The sequence below is a fragment of the Streptomyces showdoensis genome, assembly GCF_039535475.1.
GTDB lineage: Bacteria > Actinomycetota > Actinomycetes > Streptomycetales > Streptomycetaceae > Streptomyces > Streptomyces showdoensis.
The window spans coordinates 2,459,019-2,476,181 of sequence record NZ_BAAAXG010000026.1 but is presented as its reverse complement, the minus strand read 5'-3'; the positions used below and the strand labels follow the sequence as shown (position 1 = coordinate 2,476,181).

The window sequence follows — 17,163 nt, the reverse complement described above, 5'->3', positions numbered from 1 at the left end:
CGTGCCCACCCGTTCCGCCCGGGCGGAACGGGCGCCCCCGACGCGGGCGCGGGGGCACGACCCGGCGGAGCGGTCAGTCTCTGAGGGCCGCGATCGCGTCCGCGAGGGCCCGGCCCGTGTCGGGTACGGACGTGTGGACGCCGTCCCGTACGACGTGGCGGCCGGCCACGACCGTGTGCCGGACGTCCGCCGCCGTCGCCGCGAAGACCGCCGTCTCGGCGCCCAGCCGCGGCACCGGGCCCGCCGTGCGGACCGAGTCCAGGGCCAGCGTGGTGAAGTCGGCCGGGGCGCCCGCCTCCAGGGTGCCCGCGTCCGGCCGGCCCAGGGCCGCGTGGCCGTCGGCCGTCGCCGCGCGGAGCAGGGCGGCGGCCGTCCAGTGGCCGCGGGTGCGGGTGCGCAGGCGCTCGTTCAGCTCCATGGCCCGCGCCTCCTCCAGGAGGTCGATCACCGCGTGGCTGTCGCTGCCCAGCGAGAGCGGCGAGCCGGCCCGCTGGAGCGCGACCGCCGGGCCGATGCCGTCCGCCAGGTCGCGTTCGGTCGTCGGGCACATGCAGGTGCCGGTCGAGGAGGAGCCGATCAGCGCGATGTCGGCGTCCGTCATGTGGGTGTTGTGGACGCCCGTGGTGCGCGCGCCCAGGACGCCGTGCTCGGCGAGCAGCTGGGTGGGCGTCATGCCGTGGGCCGCCCGGCAGGCGTCGTTCTCCGCGGTCTGCTCGGAGAGGTGGACGTGCAGGGGGGCCTCGCGGTCCTGGGCCCAGCGGGCCACCGTGGACAGCTGGCCGGCCGGGACGGCGCGCACGGAGTGGATCGCCGCGCCGATCCGGACGTCCTCGCTCTCCTTCAGCGCCGAGACCCGCTCGGCCCACGCGTCGGCCGTGCCGTCGGTGAAGCGGAGCTGGTGCGGCTCGGGGGCCGCGCCGAAACCGGAGGAGAGGTAGGCGGTGTCGAGGAGGGTGATCCGGATGCCCGCCTCCCGCGCCGCCGCGATGAGGGCCTCGCCCATGGCGTTGGGGTCGTCGTACGCCGTGCCACCGGGCGCGTGGTGGAGGTAGTGGAACTCGCCGACGGCCGTGATGCCGGCCAGCGCCATCTCCGCGTACACGGCCCGGGCCAGCGCGAAGTAGCTGTCGGGGGTGAGGCGTTGGGCGACGGTGTACATGACCTCGCGCCAGGTCCAGAAGGTGCCGGAGCCCACCTGGACGGTGCCGCGCAGGGCGCGGTGGAAGGCGTGCGAGTGGGCGTTGGCCAGGCCGGGGACGGTCAGGCCGCGGAGCACCTCCGCGCCCTGGGGCGGGGTGTCCACGCCGGTCCGGACCGCGGTGACGCGGCCGTCCGTGACGTCCAGGGCCACGCCCGGCTCGACGTGGACGCCGAGCCAGGCGTGCTCCAGCCAGTAGGTCACCTGCACGCCAGGTCCTCCAGTACGTCGGCGAGTGCGTGGACGCCCGCCACGCAGTCGTCCTCGGCCGCGAATTCGGCCGGGGAGTGCGAGACGCCCGTGGGGTTGCGTACGAACAGCATGGCGGTCGGGATCGCCCCGGAGAGGATTCCGGCGTCGTGTCCCGCGCCCGTCCCGAGGACGGGGACCTTGGTGCCGGTCCGGTCCGCGAGGATGCGGCTCAGTTCGTCGCGCAGCGCGTGGGAGAAGTCCACGACCGGGGTGAAGGACTCGCGGACCACGGTGAGGTCGATGCCGGCGCGCTCGGCGTGCTCGCGCGCGGCCGCCTCGACGCCGGCGATGACCGCGTCCAGGGAGCCCTGGTCGGCGGCGCGGGCGTCGAGCCAGCCGCGGACCAGCGACGGGATGGCGTTGACGCCGTTCGGCTCGACGGAGATCTTGCCGAAGGTGGCGACGGCGCCCGCGAGTTCGGCCTCGCGGCGGGCGGCGAGGACGGTCTCCGCGTAGGTGAGCATCGGGTCGCGCCGGTCGACCAGCCGGGTGGTGCCCGCGTGGTTGGCCTCGCCGGCGAAGTCGTACCGCCAGCGGCCGTGCGGCCAGATCGCGGAGGCGATGCCGACGGCGTCCCCGGACAGGTCCAGGGCGCGGCCCTGCTCGACGTGCAGCTCGACGAAGGCGCCGATGCGGGCGAGCCGCTCCGGGTCCGCGCCGATGGCCTCGGGGTCGTACCCGGCGGCCTCCATGGCCCGCGGGAGGCTGATGCCGTCGGCGTCGCGCAGCGCGAAGGCCTTCTCCTTGGTCAGCTGTCCGGAGGTGAGCCGGGAGCCGACGCAGGCGAGCCCGAAGCGGGCGCCCTCCTCGTCGCCGAAGTTGACGATGGCGAGGGGCCGCTTGAACGAGACGCCGCGCCTGCGGAGCTCGTCGAGGGCGGCGAAGGAGGAGACCACGCCGAGGGGGCCGTCGAAGGCGCCGCCGTCGGGGACGGAGTCCAGGTGGGAGCCGGTGACGACGGCGTCACCGGCGGCGGGGTCGCCGAGCCAGGCCCACTGGTTGCCGTTGCGGTCGGTCTCGACGTCGAGGCGGCGGGCCTCCGCCTGCATCCGGAACCAGAGCCGGCAGTCGGCGTCGGCCGCGGTCCAGGCGTAGCGGCGGTAGCCGCCGGAGCCCGCGTCGCGACCGATGCCGGCGAGGCTGCGCCACATCGCGTGGAAGGTGGGGGAGGCCGCCGGGCCGGGGCCCGCCGGGGCACCCCGGGGGCCCCGGGGTGCCTCGGCGGCGTCGTGGGACGAGCTCACGCGGAGTCACCCTCGCGCATGGGGACGCGCACGCCCTTCTCGTCGGCGACGCGCTCGGCGATGTCGTAGCCCGCGTCGACGTGCCGGATGACGCCCATGCCGGGGTCGTTGGTGAGCACGCGGCGGATCTTCTCGCCGGCGAGCTTGGTGCCGTCGGCCACCGAGACCTGGCCGGCGTGGATGGAGCGGCCCATGCCGACGCCGCCGCCGTGGTGGATGGAGACCCAGGAGGCGCCGGAGGCGACGTTGACCATGGCGTTCAGGAGCGGCCAGTCGGCGATGGCGTCGGAGCCGTCGAGCATGGCCTCGGTCTCGCGGTACGGGGAGGCCACCGAGCCGCAGTCCAGGTGGTCGCGGCCGATGGCGAGCGGCGCGGCGAGGGTGCCGTTGCCGACCATGTCGTTGAACATGTCGCCGGCCTTGTCGCGCTCGCCCTGGCCGAGCCAGCAGATGCGGGCGGGCAGGCCCTGGAAGTGGACGCGCTCGCCGGCCATCTTGATCCAGCGGTGCAGCGACTCGTTCTCCGGGAAGAGGTCGAGGATCGCCTTGTCGGTCTTGTGGATGTCGGAGGCCTCGCCGGACAGGGCGGCCCAGCGGAACGGGCCCTTGCCCTCGCAGAACAGCGGGCGGATGTAGGCCGGGACGAAGCCGGGGAAGGCGAAGGCGCGGTCGTAGCCGGCCAGCTGGGCCTCGCCGCGGATGGAGTTGCCGTAGTCGAAGACCTCGGCGCCGGCGTCCATGAAGCCGACCATGGCCTCGACGTGCCGGGCCATCGACTCGCGGGCGCGGGTGGTGAAGCCGGCCGGGTCCTTGGCGGCGGCGTCGGCCATGTCCTCGAAGGCGACGCCGACCGGGAGGTAGGACAGCGGGTCGTGGGCCGAGGTCTGGTCGGTCACGATGTCGATCGGCGCGCCCTCGGCCAGCATCTGCGGGACCAGCTCGGCGGCGTTGCCGAGCAGGCCGATGGAGAGCGGGCGGCGGGCGTCGCGGGCCTCGACGGCCAGCTGGAGGGCGTGGGCCAGGTTGTCGGCCTTCACGTCCAGGTAGCGGTGCTCGATGCGGCGCTCGATGGCGCGCGGGTCGACGTCGATGCAGAGGGCGACGCCGTCGTTCATGGTGACGGCGAGCGGCTGGGCGCCGCCCATGCCGCCGAGGCCGGCGGTGAGGGTGATGGTGCCGGCCAGGGTGCCGTTGAACTTCTTCGCGGCGACGGCGGCGAAGGTCTCGTAGGTGCCCTGGAGGATGCCCTGGGTGCCGATGTAGATCCAGGAGCCGGCGGTCATCTGGCCGTACATGGTGAGGCCGAGGGCCTCCAGACGGCGGAACTCCTCCCAGTTGGCCCAGTCGCCGACCAGGTTGGAGTTGGCGATGAGGACGCGCGGGGCCCACTCGTGGGTCTGCATGACGCCGACCGGGCGGCCGGACTGGACCAGCATGGTCTCGTCCTGCTTGAGGGTGCGCAGGGTGCGGACCATGGCGTCGAAGGAGCGCCAGTCGCGGGCGGCCTTGCCGGTACCGCCGTAGACGACCAGCTTGTCGGGGTGCTCGGCGACCTCGGGGTCGAGGTTGTTCTGGAGCATCCGGAGGGCGGCTTCCTGCTGCCATCCCAGGGCGCTCAGTTCCGTACCGCGCGGGGCCCGTACGGGGCGGGGTCCTGACATGGCGATGCCTCCTCGAATGTGGTTCAGATATTCACATCCTGACCGGCTGAATAGACTTAGTCAACAGCTGCGCCGGCACCCCACCCGGTGGTGGGATGGGGGGATGGCTTCCTCACGTCGCGACCAGGCCGTCCGCGCCGCCGTCGAGCAAGGACTCCTGACCCCCTCCGAACCCGTCGTCGCCCTCCTCGACACCACCGGCATCCGCGCCTCCGCCACCGCCCTGACCAGCGCCTTCGCCGCCGTCACCGACGCCCCCGTACTGCACGCCTTCGCCGTGAAGGCCGCCCCGCTCGTGCCCGTCCTGCGCCTGCTGTACGAGGCGGGGCTCGGCGTCGAGGTGGCCAGCCCCGGCGAACTGGCGCTGGCCCGCGCGGCCGGAGTGCCCCCGGCCCGCACCGTCCTGGACTCGCCCGCCAAGACGCCCGCGGAACTGCGCCAGGCCCTCGCCCTGGGCATCGCCGTCAACGCCGACAACCTCCAGGAGCTGGCCCGGCTCGACGCGCTGGTCGCCTCCGCGCCCACCGCCTCGCCGCTCGGCCTGCGGGTGAACCCGCAGATCGGGGCCGGTTCCATCGGGGCGCTCTCGACCGCGACCGCCACCTCCAAGTTCGGCGTGGCGCTGCGCGACGAGGGCGCCCGCGAGGCCGTCGTCCAGGCCTACCTCGACCGCCCCTGGCTCACCCGGCTGCACACCCACACCGGCTCCCAGGGCATCCCGCTCGCCCTGATGGCCGAAGGCGTCGGCGCCGCCTACGCGCTCGCCGAGGAGATCAACACCAAGGCCGGCCGGCAGCAGATCGACACCCTCGACATCGGCGGCGGGCTCCCGGTGAACTTCGTCTCCGACGAGGAGACCCCCACCTACGCGGAGTACGCCCGGCTGCTCGCCGCGACCGTGCCCGGCCTGCTCGACGGCCGCTACGCGCTGGTCACCGAGTTCGGGCGCTCGCTGCTCGCCAAGCACGGCACGGTCCTGGCCCGGGTCGAGTACACCAAGGTGTCCGGCGGGCGCCCGATCGCCGTCACCCACGCCGGCGTCCAGGTCGCCACCCGCACGGTGTACGCCCCGGAGTCCTGGCCGCTGCGCGTCCTCGCGTACGACGCCGGGGGCCGCCCCCGCACCGGCGAGGAGACCGTCCAGGACGTGGCCGGGCCCGCCTGCTTCGCCGGGGACCTGCTGGCCGCCGGGCGGCTGCTGCCGCTGCTGCGACCGGAGGACGTGGTGGCCGTGCCGGACACCGGCGCGTACTTCTTCGCCCACCACTACGCGTACAACAGCCTGCCCCGGCCCGCCGTGCACGGATTCACCCCGACGGAGGACGGCGGCATCGCCTTCACGACCGTCCGCCGGGCCCAGACCCTCGACGAGATCGTGGCGGAGGCGGGCGGTGACCGGCCCGGCGCGCTCCTGCGGGACGCGCCGGACGGTGGTCCCATGAAGCCATGACAGGAACCACCTCCGTGGTCGTCGAGCGCCGGGTCGCCGCCTCCCCCGGGCGGGTCTGGGAGTCGATCACCGACCTGCGGGACATGCCCCGGGTGCTCAGCGGCGTCGAGAAGGTCGAGGTGCTCACCCAGGGCGGTTTCGGGGTGGGCACCCGCTGGCGCGAGACCCGGCGGATGATGGGCAAGGCGGCCACGGAGGAGATGACCGTGACCGCCTGCGAACCGCCCGAGCGCTATGTCACCGTGGCCGACTCGCACGGCATGCACTACGTCAACGAGATCACCCTGCACCCCGAGGGCCCCGCGGTCTCGGCCGGGACGACCACCCTGCGGATGACCTTCAGCGCCCGCCCCGCGCACGACCGCAAGCCCGGCCTGGCGGCCCGGCTGATGAACCGCTTCGGCGCGAAGGCGGTCGCCCGGGCGCTCGCCAAGGACCTGGCGGAGATCGCGGCGGCGGTCGAGAGCCGGGCCTGAGCGGCCCCGGGGGCGCCGCCTCCGGAAGCTTCCGGACACTCCCCGCCCTCCCCCTACCACCGGTCTGACAAATTCCTCTGGAAAATGCCAGAACCCCTCCCCCGGACCGCGACGTTGAGTAGCGTCACCGTCACTGCCGTACGTCCGCACGCCGCATCGGGAGGGGATCTCGCGTGCCCGGAATCGACGAGTGCCTACTGGAGGCCATGGGCCTGCCGGGGGCACGCGGCGCCTGGCTGGTCGACTGGACCAGTGGCCTGGCCCTCGGCTCGGCGGGCGACTCCCCGGTCGGCGACCACGAGACCACGGCGGCCGAGACCGCCGAACTCGCCCGCGCCGCCGCGGAGTTCGAGTCACCACCCGGCGGGACGGCGTCCGACGACTCCCCCGTCGAGGACCTGATCCTCACCACCCGCACCGGCTACCACCTGCTCCGCTTCGTCGAGACCTCCTTCGACAGCAGCGTCTTCCTGCACCTCTGGCTCGACCGCGACGCCGGCAACCTCGCCCTCGCCCGAATAAGGCTCGGCGACCTCGCGGAGAGGCTGGTCCTCGGATGACCGTCTCCCCGATGCTCACCCGCCTCGCCGCCGAGCGGGCCACCGGCGCCCTGCTCCGCGACCACGGCACGCTCTACCTGGTCGACGGCCGGGTCGTGCACGCCGAGAGCCCCTCCGCGCCCGGCCTCGACGTCCTGCTCACCGCCGGCGGACGGCTGCCCCGCGAAGGCTGGGACGAGGCCGTGGACCGGGCCGGCGCGCACCGCGCCGTCGGCCGCTTCCTGGTCGACAGCGGCCGGCTGCACGACGGCGAGCTGGAGATCTGCCACCTCGGCGCCGTCTTCGACGCCGCGTTCTTCGCGCTCGCGCCCACCAGCGCGCCGAGCCGCTTCCGGTACGGGGTGGGGCACTGGTTCGGCGCGGTGCGGCCGGTCGACGCCGAGGCCGTCGAGCGCGAGACCGTGCGCCGCCGCGAGCTCCTCGACAGCGTCTGGCCCTACCCGGCCGTCGACACCGCGCCCGTCGTGCCCCGCCCCGCCGCCCCCGGGCAGCCGGTGGGCGCCCGGCAGCGGGCACTGCTCGCGGCGGCCGACGGGGTGCGGACCCCGGCGGAGATCGCCCGGGCGCTCGGCCGCCCCGCCTTCCACACGCTGCTCGACGTGCGGCGGCTCGCGGCGGCCGGACTCGTCGAGACCCCGAGCGAACCGCCGCCGCCCGCCCCGCCCGCCGTGCCCGCCTGGGTCGGCGAGGTCGCCACCGACCCGGACATCGCCCTGCTCCGCCGGCTCCGCGACGCCCTGGAGGCAGCACTGTGATGAGGCGTGCCCTGCGCCTGCGCGCCGAGAGGAGACAACTGATGACCGCAGAAGCCGAGGTGCTCGGTGAGCTGAGACGGCTGCGGGCCCGCCTGCCGCAGCTCACCGGGGCCCTCGCGGCCAGCGCCGACGGCCTCGTGCTGGCCCAGGACGCCGTCGACGGCGAGGCGGAGAGCGTGGCCGCGCTGACGGCGGCTGCCCTCGGCGTCGGGCAGCGGCTGGCCGACACGACCGGGCAGGGCGGCTTCCGCGAGCTCCTGGTCCGGGGCGAGCACGGCTATGTGGCGACGTACGCGGCGGGTGGCTCGGCCGTCCTGACGCTGCTCGCCGAACCGCGGATCAACGTGGGCCGCCTCCACCTGGAGGCCCGACGGTCGAGCGCCCGGATAGGCGAGCTCGTGGACGGCGCACTGGAGCGCAGAGACCTGAACTGAGACCAGAACCGACCGACACACACCCCTCTCTCACGAAGGAAGTACGACAGCCATGGCGAACACCGAGACCTCCCTCAAGGAAGCCGCGCAGATCGAAGGCGCGATCGGCGCGGCCCTCGTCGACTACACGAGCGGCATGGCCCTCGGCACGATCGGCGGCGGCAAGGAGTTCGACCTGAACATGGCCGCGGCGGGCAACACCGACGTGGTCCGTGCCAAGGTCCGCACGATGGAGATGCTGGGCCTCAAGGACGGGATCGAGGACATCCTGATCACCCTCAGCGGCCAGTACCACCTGATCAGGCTGCTCACCTCCCGCGACGCCAACGGCCTGTTCCTCTACCTCGCCCTCGACAAGAGCCGCGCCAATCTGGCGATGGCCCGCCATCAGTTGAAGAAGATCGGGGACGAGCTCCAGGTCTGAGCCGCCGGCTCCGGAGCTACTCCACGAACAGCCCGCGCGCGGCCGCCTTGGCGTCGAACTCCTCCAGGCGGGCCTGCGCGTCCGGCAGCCCGTCCGCCATCGCCTCCAGGAGCACCCGGCCGAGCAGCATCGGCGCGCAGGCGGTGTCGAAGGCGAGACCGGTGCCGACGGCCGCCGGGATGAGCAGGTCGCTGTGGGCGGCCACGGGCGCGAACGCGGACTCGGCGACGGTCACCACGGTGAGCCCGGCCGAGCGCGCGTACTCCAGGGCCTCGACCACCTCGCGCGGATGCCGGGGCAGGGCGAAGCAGAGCAGCGCCGTCGCCCCGGCCCGTACGGCCGCGTCGACGCGGTCGGTGAGCATGGTGCCGCCCTCGTCGAGCAGCCGGACGTCCGGGTGCACCTTGGCGGCGAAGTAGGCGAAGCCCCGCGCCTGCGAGGAGGCGGCGCGCAGCCCCAGCACCAGGAGCGGCCGGGAGCCGGCGAGCAGCCGGCCGGCCCGCTCGACGGGCGCCGGGTCGGCGAGCAGTTCGGCGAGGTGGCGCAGGTTCTCGATCTCGGCGAACACGGCCTGCTGGTACTCGTTGTGCCCGTCGTGCCCGGACGCCTGCTTCACCGCCGCCGCGGGCACGCTCTCCCGCAGGTGCTTGCGCAGTGCCGGGTAGCCGTCGAAGCCGAGGGCGACGGCGAAGCGGGTGACGGAGGGCTGGCTGACGCCGGCCAGCTCGGCCAGCTCCACGCTGGACAGGAAGGGCACGTCGGCGGCGCGGCGCACCATGCAGTGGGCGATCCGTCGCTGTGTCGGTGTCAGCCGCTGCCCCTCGAAGAGCGCCTGCAGCCGTCCGGCCGGGCTGTCGCTCACGCCGTCCCCCTTCCACTTATTCATCCACCTGGAACTCTGCATGAGGATATGCAGGCAGGCAAGGGAAGCGGTCGCGGGGACCGGGCGGGAGGCCCTGGGGCTCCGGGGGGGCCGGGGAAGGCCCGGAGGGGAGGCTTGCGCGGGGACCGCCGCACCCCCGTTTCCGGGGGGCGGGACGACGGCGGTCCCCGCGAGGGACACGGGCCCGGGTCAGGGCCGGTCCGCGTCCAGGGCGTCGGGAGGTCCGGGAGCCGCTCCGGAGGTCCGTGACGCCGACGAGTCCCAATCTGCCGGACGCGTGTTAAGCGGGTGCTGCGGGTACGTGTCGCGCTCGTACCAGTTGCGCGAACGCACCCGCCGTCACCGCCCGGACACGGCCCGCGCGGACTCAGTGCTGCTTCTTCGCGCCCCCGTTGGCGGCCAGGAAGGCCAGCAGGTCCTGGCGGCTGACCACGTCGGTCGGCTTGCCCTCGACCAGCACGATCGCCGCGTCCGCCTCACCGAGGACGGACATCAGGTCGGCGACCGGCTCGCCCGAGCCGACCTGCGGCAGCGGGGCGCACATGTGGTGCTCCAGCGGGTCCTCCAGGGCGGCCTTCTGGTTGAAGAGGGCGCTCAGGAGCTCGCGCTCGACGACCGAGCCGACGACCTCGGCGGCCATGACGTCGGGGTGACCGGCGCCGGGCTTGACGATCGGCATCTGGGAGACGCCGTACTCGCGCAGCACCTCGATGGCCTGGCCGACGGTCTCGTCCGGGTGCATGTGGACGAGCGAGGGCAGACCGTGCGACTTGTGGCGGAGCACGTCGGCGACGGTGGCGGAGGTGGTGTCCTCCAGGAAGCCGTAGTCGGCCATCCACTCGTCGTTGAAGATCTTCGACAGGTAGCCGCGGCCGGAGTCCGGCAGGATCACGACCACGACGTCGTCCGGACCGAGCTCCTTGGCGACCTCCAGCGCGGCGACGACCGCCATGCCGCAGGAGCCGCCCACCAGGAGGCCCTCCTCCTTGGCGAGGCGGCGGGTCATCTGGAACGAGTCCTTGTCGGAGACGGCCACGATGCGGTCGGTGCCGGTCCGGTCGTAGGCGGTCGGCCAGAAGTCCTCGCCGACGCCCTCGACGAGGTACGGGCGGCCGGAGCCGCCGGAGTAGACCGAGCCCTCGGGGTCGGCGCCGACGATCTGGACCTTGCCGCCGCTGACCTCCTTCAGGTACTTGCCGGTGCCGGAGATGGTGCCGCCGGTACCGATGCCGGCGACGAAGTGGGTGATCTTCCCGTCGGTCTGCTCCCAGAGCTCCGGGCCGGTGCTCTCGTAGTGCGAACGGGGGTTGTTCGGGTTCGAGTACTGGTCCGGCTTCCACGCGCCGGGCGTCTCACGGACGAGGCGGTCCGACACGTTGTAGTACGAGTCGGGGTGCTCGGGGTCGACGGCGGTCGGGCAGACGACGACCTCGGCGCCGTACGCCCGCAGCACGTTGATCTTGTCCGTGGACACCTTGTCGGGGCAGACGAAGATGCACTTGTAGCCCTTCTGCTGGGCCACGATCGCGAGGCCGACGCCGGTGTTGCCGGACGTGGGCTCGACGATGGTGCCGCCGGGCTTGAGCGCGCCGCTCTCCTCGGCCGCCTCGATCATGCGCAGGGCGATGCGGTCCTTGACCGAGCCGCCGGGGTTGAAGTACTCGACCTTGGCCAGGACCGTCGCCTGGATGCCCGCAGTGACGTTGTTGAGCTTCACCAGCGGGGTGTTGCCGACGAGGCTGATCATCGAGTCGTGGTATTGCACCGTAATCTCCGGGGTCTCCGTAATGGTGTTGCCAGCGTATTGCGTGCGATGCGTAGGCGGAGGCGCTTACGGGGCAGTGAGTAGTCACGAGGTGGCTCGAAGGAGGTGACGGCCGGGATGTCCAGGGCGAGGGTGGCACGGCGGATCGCGGCGGGTGCGGCGTACGGCGGCGGCAGCATCGGACTGCTGGGAGTGGCGGCCGTCGGGGTCCTGCTCGCCGAGGTGCAGCTGGCCAAGCGGTCGGTGGGGGGCGGGGTGGCCCCGCTGCCGCCGGGCGCGGACGGCCGGTACGGGCGGTCCTACGGCGCCGGGGAGCCGCTCAGACTGGCCCTTCTGGGTGATTCCACGGCGGCGGGCCAGGGCGTGCGCCGCACGGGGCAGACGCCGGGCGCGCTGCTCGCCTCCGGGCTCGCCGCGGTGGCCGAGCGCCCGGTGGACCTCCGGAACGTGGCGCTGCCGGGAGCGCGCTCGGACGACCTGGAGCGGCAGGTCTCGCTGCTGCTCGCGGGGCCGGCCGGGGCGCCGGACGTGTGCGTGATCATGATTGGCGCGAATGACGTCACCCACCGGATGCCGGCGACCCAGTCGGTGCGCGCCATGGCCTCGGCGGTCCGGCGGCTGCGCACGGCGGGCGCGGAGGTGGTGGTCGGGACCTGCCCGGACCTGGGCACGATCGAACCGGTCTACCAGCCGCTGCGCTGGCTGGCCCGGCGGGCCTCGCGGCAGCTGGCGGCGGCGCAGACGATCGTGGTGGTGGAGCAGGGCGGACGGACGGTGTCGCTGGGCGACCTGCTGGGGCCCGAGTTCGCGGCGAACCCGCGCGAGATGTTCGGGGTGGACAACTTCCACCCGTCGGCGGAGGGGTACGCGACGGCGGCGATGGCCCTGCTGCCGACGGTCTGCGCGGCCCTCGCGATGTGGCCGGAGGCGGACCGGATCGACGAGGACCGGCACGAGAACATGCTGCCGGTGGCGAAGGCGGCGGCCGAGGCGGCGAGGGAGGCCGGCACGGAGGTCACCGGCGCCCGCGCCCCGTGGGCCCTGCTGAAGCACCGCAGGCGCCGGCGCCTGCCGGTACCGGGGGCGGCGGAGCCCCGGGCGGGGGGCGGGGACCGGGAAGGCGAGGAGGACGGCGAGGGCGGCCCCGGGCCCCGGAACGCCTCGGTGCGCCAGGAATGAGCGGGACCCGGGCCGGGCCCGGGCGAGGCCTCGGCGGAGCCCCTGGCGGGCCCGAGCGGAACCCGGCCCGGGCCCGGGCGAGGCCTCGGCCGGGCCCGGGACCGGCCCGAGGCGGGGGGCCGGCCCCAGGCCCTCGCTTCCGACTGAGCGTACGCTTAGAAAAGAGGCCCGCATCACACGCCGGGGCCGGTGACCCCATGCGGTACGTACGGGTAACTTCCCTTTGAGTCCGCCCACCCAGCACCCTCCTGGAGCCGTGATGCCCGAAGCCGTCATCGTCTCGACCGCCCGCTCCCCGATCGGCCGGGCCTTCAAGGGCTCCCTGAAGGACCTGCGGCCCGACGACCTCACCGCCACGATCATCCAGGCCGCCCTCGCCAAGGTCCCCGAGCTGGACCCGCGCGACATCGACGACCTGATGCTCGGCTGCGGCCTGCCCGGCGGCGAGCAGGGCAACAACCTGGGCCGGATCGTGTCCGTGCGGATGGGGATGGACCACCTCCCCGGCTGCACGATCACCCGCTACTGCTCCTCCTCGCTGCAGACCTCCCGGATGGCGCTGCACGCGATCAAGGCGGGCGAGGGCGACGTCTTCATCTCGGCCGGCGTCGAGATGGTCTCCCGCTTCGTGAAGGGCAACTCGGACTCGCTGCCCGACACGCACAACCCCTTCTTCGCCGAGGCCGAGGCCCGCACCGTCGAGGTCGCCGCCTCCGAGGGCTCCACCTGGCACGACCCGCGCGAGGACGGCATCGTCCCCGACGCGTACATCGCCATGGGCCAGACCGCCGAGAACCTGGCCCGCTGGAAGGGCATCACCCGCCAGGAGATGGACGAGTTCGGCGTCCGGTCGCAGAACCTCGCCGAGCAGGCCATCAAGAACGGCTTCTGGGAGCGCGAGATCACCCCGGTGACGCTGCCCGACGGCACCGTCGTCTCCACGGACGACGGCCCGCGCGCCGGCGTCACCCTGGAGGGCGTCTCCGGCCTCAAGCCGGTCTTCCGCCCCGACGGCCTGGTCACCGCCGGCAACTGCTGCCCGCTGAACGACGGCGCCGCCGCGCTCGTCATCATGTCCGACACCAAGGCGCGCGAGCTGGGCCTGACCCCGCTGGCCCGGATCGTCTCCACCGGCGTCTCCGGCCTCTCCCCCGAGATCATGGGCCTCGGCCCGGTCGAGGCCTCGAAGCAGGCCATGCGCCGCGCCGGCCTGACCACCTCCGACATCGACCTGGTCGAGATCAACGAGGCCTTCGCCGCCCAGGTGATCCCGTCCTACCGCGACCTCGGCTTCGACCTGGACAAGGTCAACGTCAACGGCGGCGCCATCGCCGTCGGCCACCCCTTCGGCATGACGGGCGCCCGCATCACCGGCACGCTCATCAACAGCCTCCAGTTCCACGACAAGCAGTTCGGCCTGGAGACCATGTGCGTGGGCGGCGGCCAGGGCATGGCCATGGTCATCGAGCGACTGAGCTAACCACCCCGCGTCCAAGCCGTGACCGAATCTCCCCCAGGATGTGACCTACATCCCGGGGGAGAGTTGTTTTCCCAGGTCACAGCCATATTGGGACTAAACGCCTGGCATAAATACCTGTCCAATTCGTGACGTAATGCACTGACAGGGAGCACCACCCCGCGCCAAGCTGATGTAGGAAGTCGGGGGATCGACTCGGAATCGGGAGTACGTCAGTGAGCGCACTGTCTCTTGCCCTGCTGGTGACCACGGCTGCTGCCACCGCCGTGGGCGTCGCCGCCCTGCACTCCGCCCACGCTCTCCGTAAGCAGGTCACCGCGCTGCGTGGCGAACTCGCCGCCGCCAACGGCCTGTCCGTCCCGCACGCCCGGCAGACGCCGGCCGCCGAGATACGGGCCGCGGTCGCCGAGGCGCTGGCCGAGGAGCGCGAGCGGGAGCTGGCCGAGGCACGTGCCTTCTGGGCCGCGCAGGAGGCCCGGGACGCCGCCGACGCGCCCTCGCTGCTGGGCGGCGTGGCGGGTCCGTCCGACGACGCCGGCCCCTACTTCGTGCCCCGCCAGGCCGATTTCGTGGGCCTGGAGGCGATGGCCCTGGAGGCGATGGAGGCGGAGGCCGCCGCGCTCGACGGTCCCGACCCGCTGGACGCCTTCGACACCTTCGACACCTTCGACGAGTTCCCGGAGCTGGCCGGGGCCTCCGAGTACCCGGAGGACTCCCCCGAGCTGGCCGCTGCCCGTCGCCGCCACCCCTCGCACCCCGACTTCGTGCCGGTCCAGACCCCCGTGGTCACCGACCACGAGCGCACGGTGGCGCGCCTGGAGGAGCTGGCGGACACCCGCACCGCGCTGACCGACGTCCGCCCCGGCCCGCTGGGCACCCTGGACGTCTACGTCTTCGCCGACGGCACCACGCTCTGCATGACCCCCGGCCACCGGGAGACCGCCGAGCGGCTCGCGGAGGCCCTGCGTTCCGGTCACACCCCGGTCCTGCTCGGCGGCTCGGGCGTCTCCGGCGCCTACGCGCTGACCTTCTCCTGCGGCGAGGCCGCGGAGGACAACGTCTACATCCTCGCGGACCGGGTGATCGCGAGCCTCTGACCGCCCGCCCGCACCCTCCGGGGCGTCTAGAGGCCCGAACGGGCCTCCGCCTCGCGTACCAGCCTCACGGCCTCGTCCAGGTCCCCCTCGGGGGCTCCTGCCGGGGCCGTTCGCAGTGCTTCGGCCAGATCCGCGGCGGCGACCGCCAGCTGGTCGGCGACCACGAAGACCCCGGCGTCGGGCAGTTCGGCCGGTTCCCGGTCCGGGAACTCCACGCGCTGCGCCCGGGTCGCCAGCTCCCTGGCCAGCGCCAGCCCTTCGGCGGCGCCGCCGCGCTGGAGGCGGCTCTGCGGGGCGGCCCGCAGCCGGTCGGCGAACCGCTCTGCGGCGGCGGTCAGTTCACTCGTATCGCGCACGGTGCGACCCTATGCGCCGCCCGGGCACCATTGCCAACGGGCGAACGCTCGGGCACGGTGACGTGAAGGAGCAGCACACGGCACAACGCGTCCGGAGGCGCCGATGTCCCACACCTTCTCCGAAGAGACCCACCGCAACCTCCTCGCCCGCATCCCGCACTGCACCGGTCGTGAGATCTCCGACTGGCTGCGGACCGTCGAGGAGGGCCCGTCCCTCCTCCGCTTCGAGGACAAGGTCAGCTGGCTGCGCGGGGCGCACGACCTCGCGTACGGCCACGCCAAGGCGATCATCCACGAGTACGACCTGCGCCGGGCGGCCCGCCGGATGCTGTGACGGCGGACCGCCCGCGGCTCACTCCTTCACCCGTCGGCCGAGGAAGTCGCGGACCAGCTCCGCGATCTCCTCGCCGTGCGTCTCCAGGGCGAAGTGCCCGGCGTCCAGGAGGTGGATCTCCGCGTCCGGCAGGTCGCGGGCGAAGGCCTCCGCGCCGGCCGGCCCGAAGATCTCGTCGCCGCGTCCCCAAGCGGCGAGCAGCGGGGGCCGGTGGGTGCGGAAGTACTCCTGGAAGGCCGGGTAGCCGTCCAGGTTGAACTGGTAGTCCCAGAAGAGCTGGAGCTGGACCTCCTTGTTGCCGGGCCGGTCGAGGCCGGCCTGGTCGAGGGTCCAGGTCTCGGGCCCGACGCGGTCGAGCCGGTCGGCCGGGACGCCGTGGGTGTACTGCCAGCGGGTGGCCTCGGCGGTGAGCAGCTCGCGCACGGCGGCCTCGTTGGCCGCCCGGTCCGCGGCGTGCGCGAAGAGGACGTCCCAGAAGGGCGTGAAGCCCTCCAGGTAGGCGTTGCCGCTCTGGGTGACGATCGCGGTGACCCGCTCGGGCTGCCGGGAGGCGATGCGCAGGCCGATGGGGGCGCCGTAGTCCTGGATGTAGAGGGCGAAGCGGTCGACGCCGAGCCGGTCGAGGAGCGCGAGGGTGATCTCGGTGAGCTTCTCGAAGCCGTAGGCGAACTCCGTCACGTCGGGCGCCGCCGAGGCTCCGAAGCCGATGTGGTCCGGTGCGATCAGGTGGTACTCGTCGGCGAGCGCGGCCATCAGGCCGCGGTACATGTGCGAGCTCGCGGGGAAGCCGTGCAGCAGCACCAGGGTGGGGCGGGACGGGTCGCCGGCCTCCCGGTAGAAGACCTCCAGGCCGTCGATGGTCTCGGTGCGGCCGCGCAGCGCGAATACGGACACGGGTGCCCCCTTCTCCGAGGGAGAACGATCGTTCTCCCGATGCCCTGTAGAGTAGGAGAACGATGGTTCTCAACGCAAGTGCGATCGCGGAGGAGTGAGCGGGATGGACGCGGAGACCGCCGAGCTGAAGCTCCTGGAGACGGCCGAGACGCTGTTCGACGAGCGGGGGGTGCAGGGCGTCGGCATGGACGCCATCCGCGGGGCCTCGGGCGTCTCGCTCAAGCGCCTCTACCAGCTCTTCCCCTCCAAGGACCATCTGGTCTGGGCGGTCCTCAAGCGCCGCGACGGCGCCGTCCGCGAGGCCATCGCGGCCCACGGCGCCACCCACGCCACCACGCCGTACGGGCGCAGCCTCGCGGTCTTCGACTACCTCGGCGACTGGTTCGCCGACCCCGGCTTCCGCGGCTGCGCCTTCATCAACACCTTCGGCGAGATGGGCGGCATCTCCCCCGACATCGCCGAGATCGCCCGCGGCCACAAGCAGGCCCTGCGGGACTACTTCGCCGAGCAGACCACCGCCCTGAACGCCCCGCCCGCCCTCGCCGACCAGCTGGCCCTGCTCGCCAACGGCGCCATGGCCGTGGCCGGCATCACCGGCACCTCGGAGCCGGCCGCGCAGGCCAAGGACGCGGCCAGGGTGCTGCTGGACGCGTACGTCGACTGAGCCGGCCGCAGGGACCCGGAGGGGCCTGGAAACGGCCCGGCGCCGGCCCCCGGACACGCG

The 17,163-nt window shown here is 73.5% G+C and carries 18 protein-coding genes; 11 read left to right on the top strand and 7 right to left on the bottom strand.

The features are described 5' to 3' along the window. Positions 1 to 73: 73 nt before the first annotated feature. From ABD981_RS24335 to hutU, 3 genes are all read right to left on the bottom strand, one after another. Entirely contained in the window at positions 74 to 1,408 is a 1,335-nt protein-coding gene (locus ABD981_RS24335; protein ID WP_046910116.1) for a formimidoylglutamate deiminase, read from the bottom strand. Continuing rightward, positions 1,399 to 2,601, bottom strand: coding sequence for an allantoate amidohydrolase (locus ABD981_RS24330; RefSeq protein WP_123954889.1), 1,203 nt, complete (start codon positions 2,599 to 2,601; stop codon positions 1,399 to 1,401). The genes ABD981_RS24335 and ABD981_RS24330 overlap by 10 nt, the downstream gene beginning before the upstream one ends. Before the next feature lie 89 nt (positions 2,602 to 2,690). Then, positions 2,691 to 4,355, bottom strand: a complete 1,665-nt coding sequence (gene hutU / locus ABD981_RS24325) for a urocanate hydratase (protein ID WP_046910118.1) — start codon at positions 4,353 to 4,355, stop codon at positions 2,691 to 2,693. A 103-nt stretch (positions 4,356 to 4,458) separates the two neighbouring features. Here hutU and ABD981_RS24320 point away from each other — a divergent pair, with 103 nt between their 5' ends. The 6 genes from ABD981_RS24320 (at position 4,459) to ABD981_RS24295 (ending at position 8,454) form a co-directional block, all read left to right on the top strand. After that, positions 4,459 to 5,805, top strand: a complete 1,347-nt coding sequence (locus tag ABD981_RS24320; RefSeq protein WP_046910119.1) for a type III PLP-dependent enzyme domain-containing protein — start codon at positions 4,459 to 4,461, stop codon at positions 5,803 to 5,805. Next, positions 5,802 to 6,281 (top strand): SRPBCC family protein, encoded by a 480-nt coding sequence (locus tag ABD981_RS24315; RefSeq protein ID WP_046910120.1) that lies wholly within the window; start codon positions 5,802 to 5,804, stop codon positions 6,279 to 6,281. The genes ABD981_RS24320 and ABD981_RS24315 overlap by 4 nt, the downstream gene beginning before the upstream one ends. 173 nt (positions 6,282 to 6,454) lie before the next feature. After that, positions 6,455 to 6,841, top strand: coding sequence for a hypothetical protein (locus ABD981_RS24310; RefSeq protein WP_046910121.1), 387 nt, complete (start codon positions 6,455 to 6,457; stop codon positions 6,839 to 6,841). Further along, complete coding sequence (locus ABD981_RS24305; RefSeq protein ID WP_046910122.1) at positions 6,838 to 7,596, top strand: hypothetical protein; 759 nt, start codon at positions 6,838 to 6,840, stop codon at positions 7,594 to 7,596. Before ABD981_RS24310 ends, ABD981_RS24305 begins: the two co-directional genes overlap by 4 nt. Then, positions 7,596 to 8,030: a roadblock/LC7 domain-containing protein gene (locus tag ABD981_RS24300; protein WP_123954882.1), complete on the top strand. Its 435-nt coding sequence runs from the start codon at positions 7,596 to 7,598 to the stop codon at positions 8,028 to 8,030. Before ABD981_RS24305 ends, ABD981_RS24300 begins: the two co-directional genes overlap by 1 nt. A gap of 52 nt (positions 8,031 to 8,082) precedes the next feature. After that, a complete protein-coding gene (locus ABD981_RS24295) occupies positions 8,083 to 8,454 on the top strand; it encodes a hypothetical protein (RefSeq protein WP_046910124.1) in 372 nt (123 codons plus the stop codon). 16 nt (positions 8,455 to 8,470) lie between these two features. On the opposite strand, the gene ABD981_RS24290 is transcribed toward ABD981_RS24295, so the two are convergent. Together ABD981_RS24290 and ABD981_RS24285 are read right to left on the bottom strand one after the other, a co-directional pair. Next, positions 8,471 to 9,340, bottom strand: a complete 870-nt coding sequence (locus tag ABD981_RS24290; protein ID WP_382747638.1) for a MurR/RpiR family transcriptional regulator — start codon at positions 9,338 to 9,340, stop codon at positions 8,471 to 8,473. Between the two features lie 364 nt (positions 9,341 to 9,704). Then, positions 9,705 to 11,102 carry a cystathionine beta-synthase gene (locus ABD981_RS24285; protein ID WP_046910126.1) on the bottom strand — a complete coding sequence of 466 codons (1,398 nt, stop codon included), beginning with the start codon at positions 11,100 to 11,102 and terminating at the stop codon, positions 9,705 to 9,707. A gap of 117 nt (positions 11,103 to 11,219) precedes the next feature. On the opposite strand from ABD981_RS24285, the gene ABD981_RS24280 reads away from it, so the two are divergent. From ABD981_RS24280 to ABD981_RS24270, 3 genes are all read left to right on the top strand, one after another. Then, positions 11,220 to 12,281: an SGNH/GDSL hydrolase family protein gene (locus ABD981_RS24280; RefSeq protein WP_240495370.1), complete on the top strand. Its 1,062-nt coding sequence runs from the start codon at positions 11,220 to 11,222 to the stop codon at positions 12,279 to 12,281. A gap of 259 nt (positions 12,282 to 12,540) precedes the next feature. Next, on the top strand, positions 12,541 to 13,761 hold the full coding sequence (locus ABD981_RS24275; protein ID WP_046910128.1) for an acetyl-CoA C-acetyltransferase: 1,221 nt from the start codon (positions 12,541 to 12,543) through the stop codon (positions 13,759 to 13,761). A 212-nt stretch (positions 13,762 to 13,973) separates the two neighbouring features. Further along, positions 13,974 to 14,855, top strand: a complete 882-nt coding sequence (locus ABD981_RS24270; RefSeq protein ID WP_123954883.1) for a hypothetical protein — start codon at positions 13,974 to 13,976, stop codon at positions 14,853 to 14,855. A 26-nt stretch (positions 14,856 to 14,881) separates the two neighbouring features. Here the strand turns inward: ABD981_RS24270 and ABD981_RS24265 are convergent, their stop codons facing one another. After that, the gene (locus ABD981_RS24265) at positions 14,882 to 15,211 is read right to left on the bottom strand and encodes a hypothetical protein (RefSeq protein WP_046910129.1); all 330 of its coding nucleotides are present in this window, start codon (positions 15,209 to 15,211) and stop codon (positions 14,882 to 14,884) included. 103 nt (positions 15,212 to 15,314) lie between these two features. Between ABD981_RS24265 and ABD981_RS24260 the strand changes: the two genes are divergently transcribed. Next, positions 15,315 to 15,545, top strand: a complete 231-nt coding sequence (locus ABD981_RS24260; protein WP_046910130.1) for a DUF4287 domain-containing protein — start codon at positions 15,315 to 15,317, stop codon at positions 15,543 to 15,545. A gap of 18 nt (positions 15,546 to 15,563) precedes the next feature. Here the strand turns inward: ABD981_RS24260 and ABD981_RS24255 are convergent, their stop codons facing one another. Next, positions 15,564 to 16,439, bottom strand: coding sequence for an alpha/beta fold hydrolase (locus tag ABD981_RS24255; RefSeq protein WP_046910131.1), 876 nt, complete (start codon positions 16,437 to 16,439; stop codon positions 15,564 to 15,566). Positions 16,440 to 16,542: 103 nt separating this feature from the next. Between ABD981_RS24255 and ABD981_RS24250 the strand changes: the two genes are divergently transcribed. Further along, a complete protein-coding gene (locus tag ABD981_RS24250; RefSeq protein ID WP_046910132.1) occupies positions 16,543 to 17,103 on the top strand; it encodes a TetR/AcrR family transcriptional regulator in 561 nt (186 codons plus the stop codon). Positions 17,104 to 17,163: the final 60 nt, after the last annotated feature.

What these genes read in the sequence shown, in the direction of transcription:
- ABD981_RS24330 (WP_123954889.1), bottom strand. Translation starts at nt 2,601, where the DNA reads ATGTGGCGCAGCCTCGCCGGCATCGGTCGCGACGCGGGCTCCGGCGGC.
- hutU (WP_046910118.1), bottom strand. Translation starts at nt 4,355, where the DNA reads ATGTCAGGACCCCGCCCCGTACGGGCCCCGCGCGGTACGGAACTGAGC.
- ABD981_RS24320 (WP_046910119.1), top strand. Translation starts at nt 4,459, where the DNA reads ATGGCTTCCTCACGTCGCGACCAGGCCGTCCGCGCCGCCGTCGAGCAA.
- ABD981_RS24315 (WP_046910120.1), top strand. Translation starts at nt 5,802, where the DNA reads ATGACAGGAACCACCTCCGTGGTCGTCGAGCGCCGGGTCGCCGCCTCC.
- ABD981_RS24305 (WP_046910122.1), top strand. Translation starts at nt 6,838, where the DNA reads ATGACCGTCTCCCCGATGCTCACCCGCCTCGCCGCCGAGCGGGCCACC.
- ABD981_RS24300 (WP_123954882.1), top strand. Translation starts at nt 7,596, where the DNA reads ATGAGGCGTGCCCTGCGCCTGCGCGCCGAGAGGAGACAACTGATGACC.
- ABD981_RS24295 (WP_046910124.1), top strand. Translation starts at nt 8,083, where the DNA reads ATGGCGAACACCGAGACCTCCCTCAAGGAAGCCGCGCAGATCGAAGGC.
- ABD981_RS24290 (WP_382747638.1), bottom strand. Translation starts at nt 9,340, where the DNA reads ATGAATAAGTGGAAGGGGGACGGCGTGAGCGACAGCCCGGCCGGACGG.
- ABD981_RS24280 (WP_240495370.1), top strand. Translation starts at nt 11,220, where the DNA reads ATGTCCAGGGCGAGGGTGGCACGGCGGATCGCGGCGGGTGCGGCGTAC.
- ABD981_RS24275 (WP_046910128.1), top strand. Translation starts at nt 12,541, where the DNA reads ATGCCCGAAGCCGTCATCGTCTCGACCGCCCGCTCCCCGATCGGCCGG.
- ABD981_RS24260 (WP_046910130.1), top strand. Translation starts at nt 15,315, where the DNA reads ATGTCCCACACCTTCTCCGAAGAGACCCACCGCAACCTCCTCGCCCGC.
- ABD981_RS24250 (WP_046910132.1), top strand. Translation starts at nt 16,543, where the DNA reads ATGGACGCGGAGACCGCCGAGCTGAAGCTCCTGGAGACGGCCGAGACG.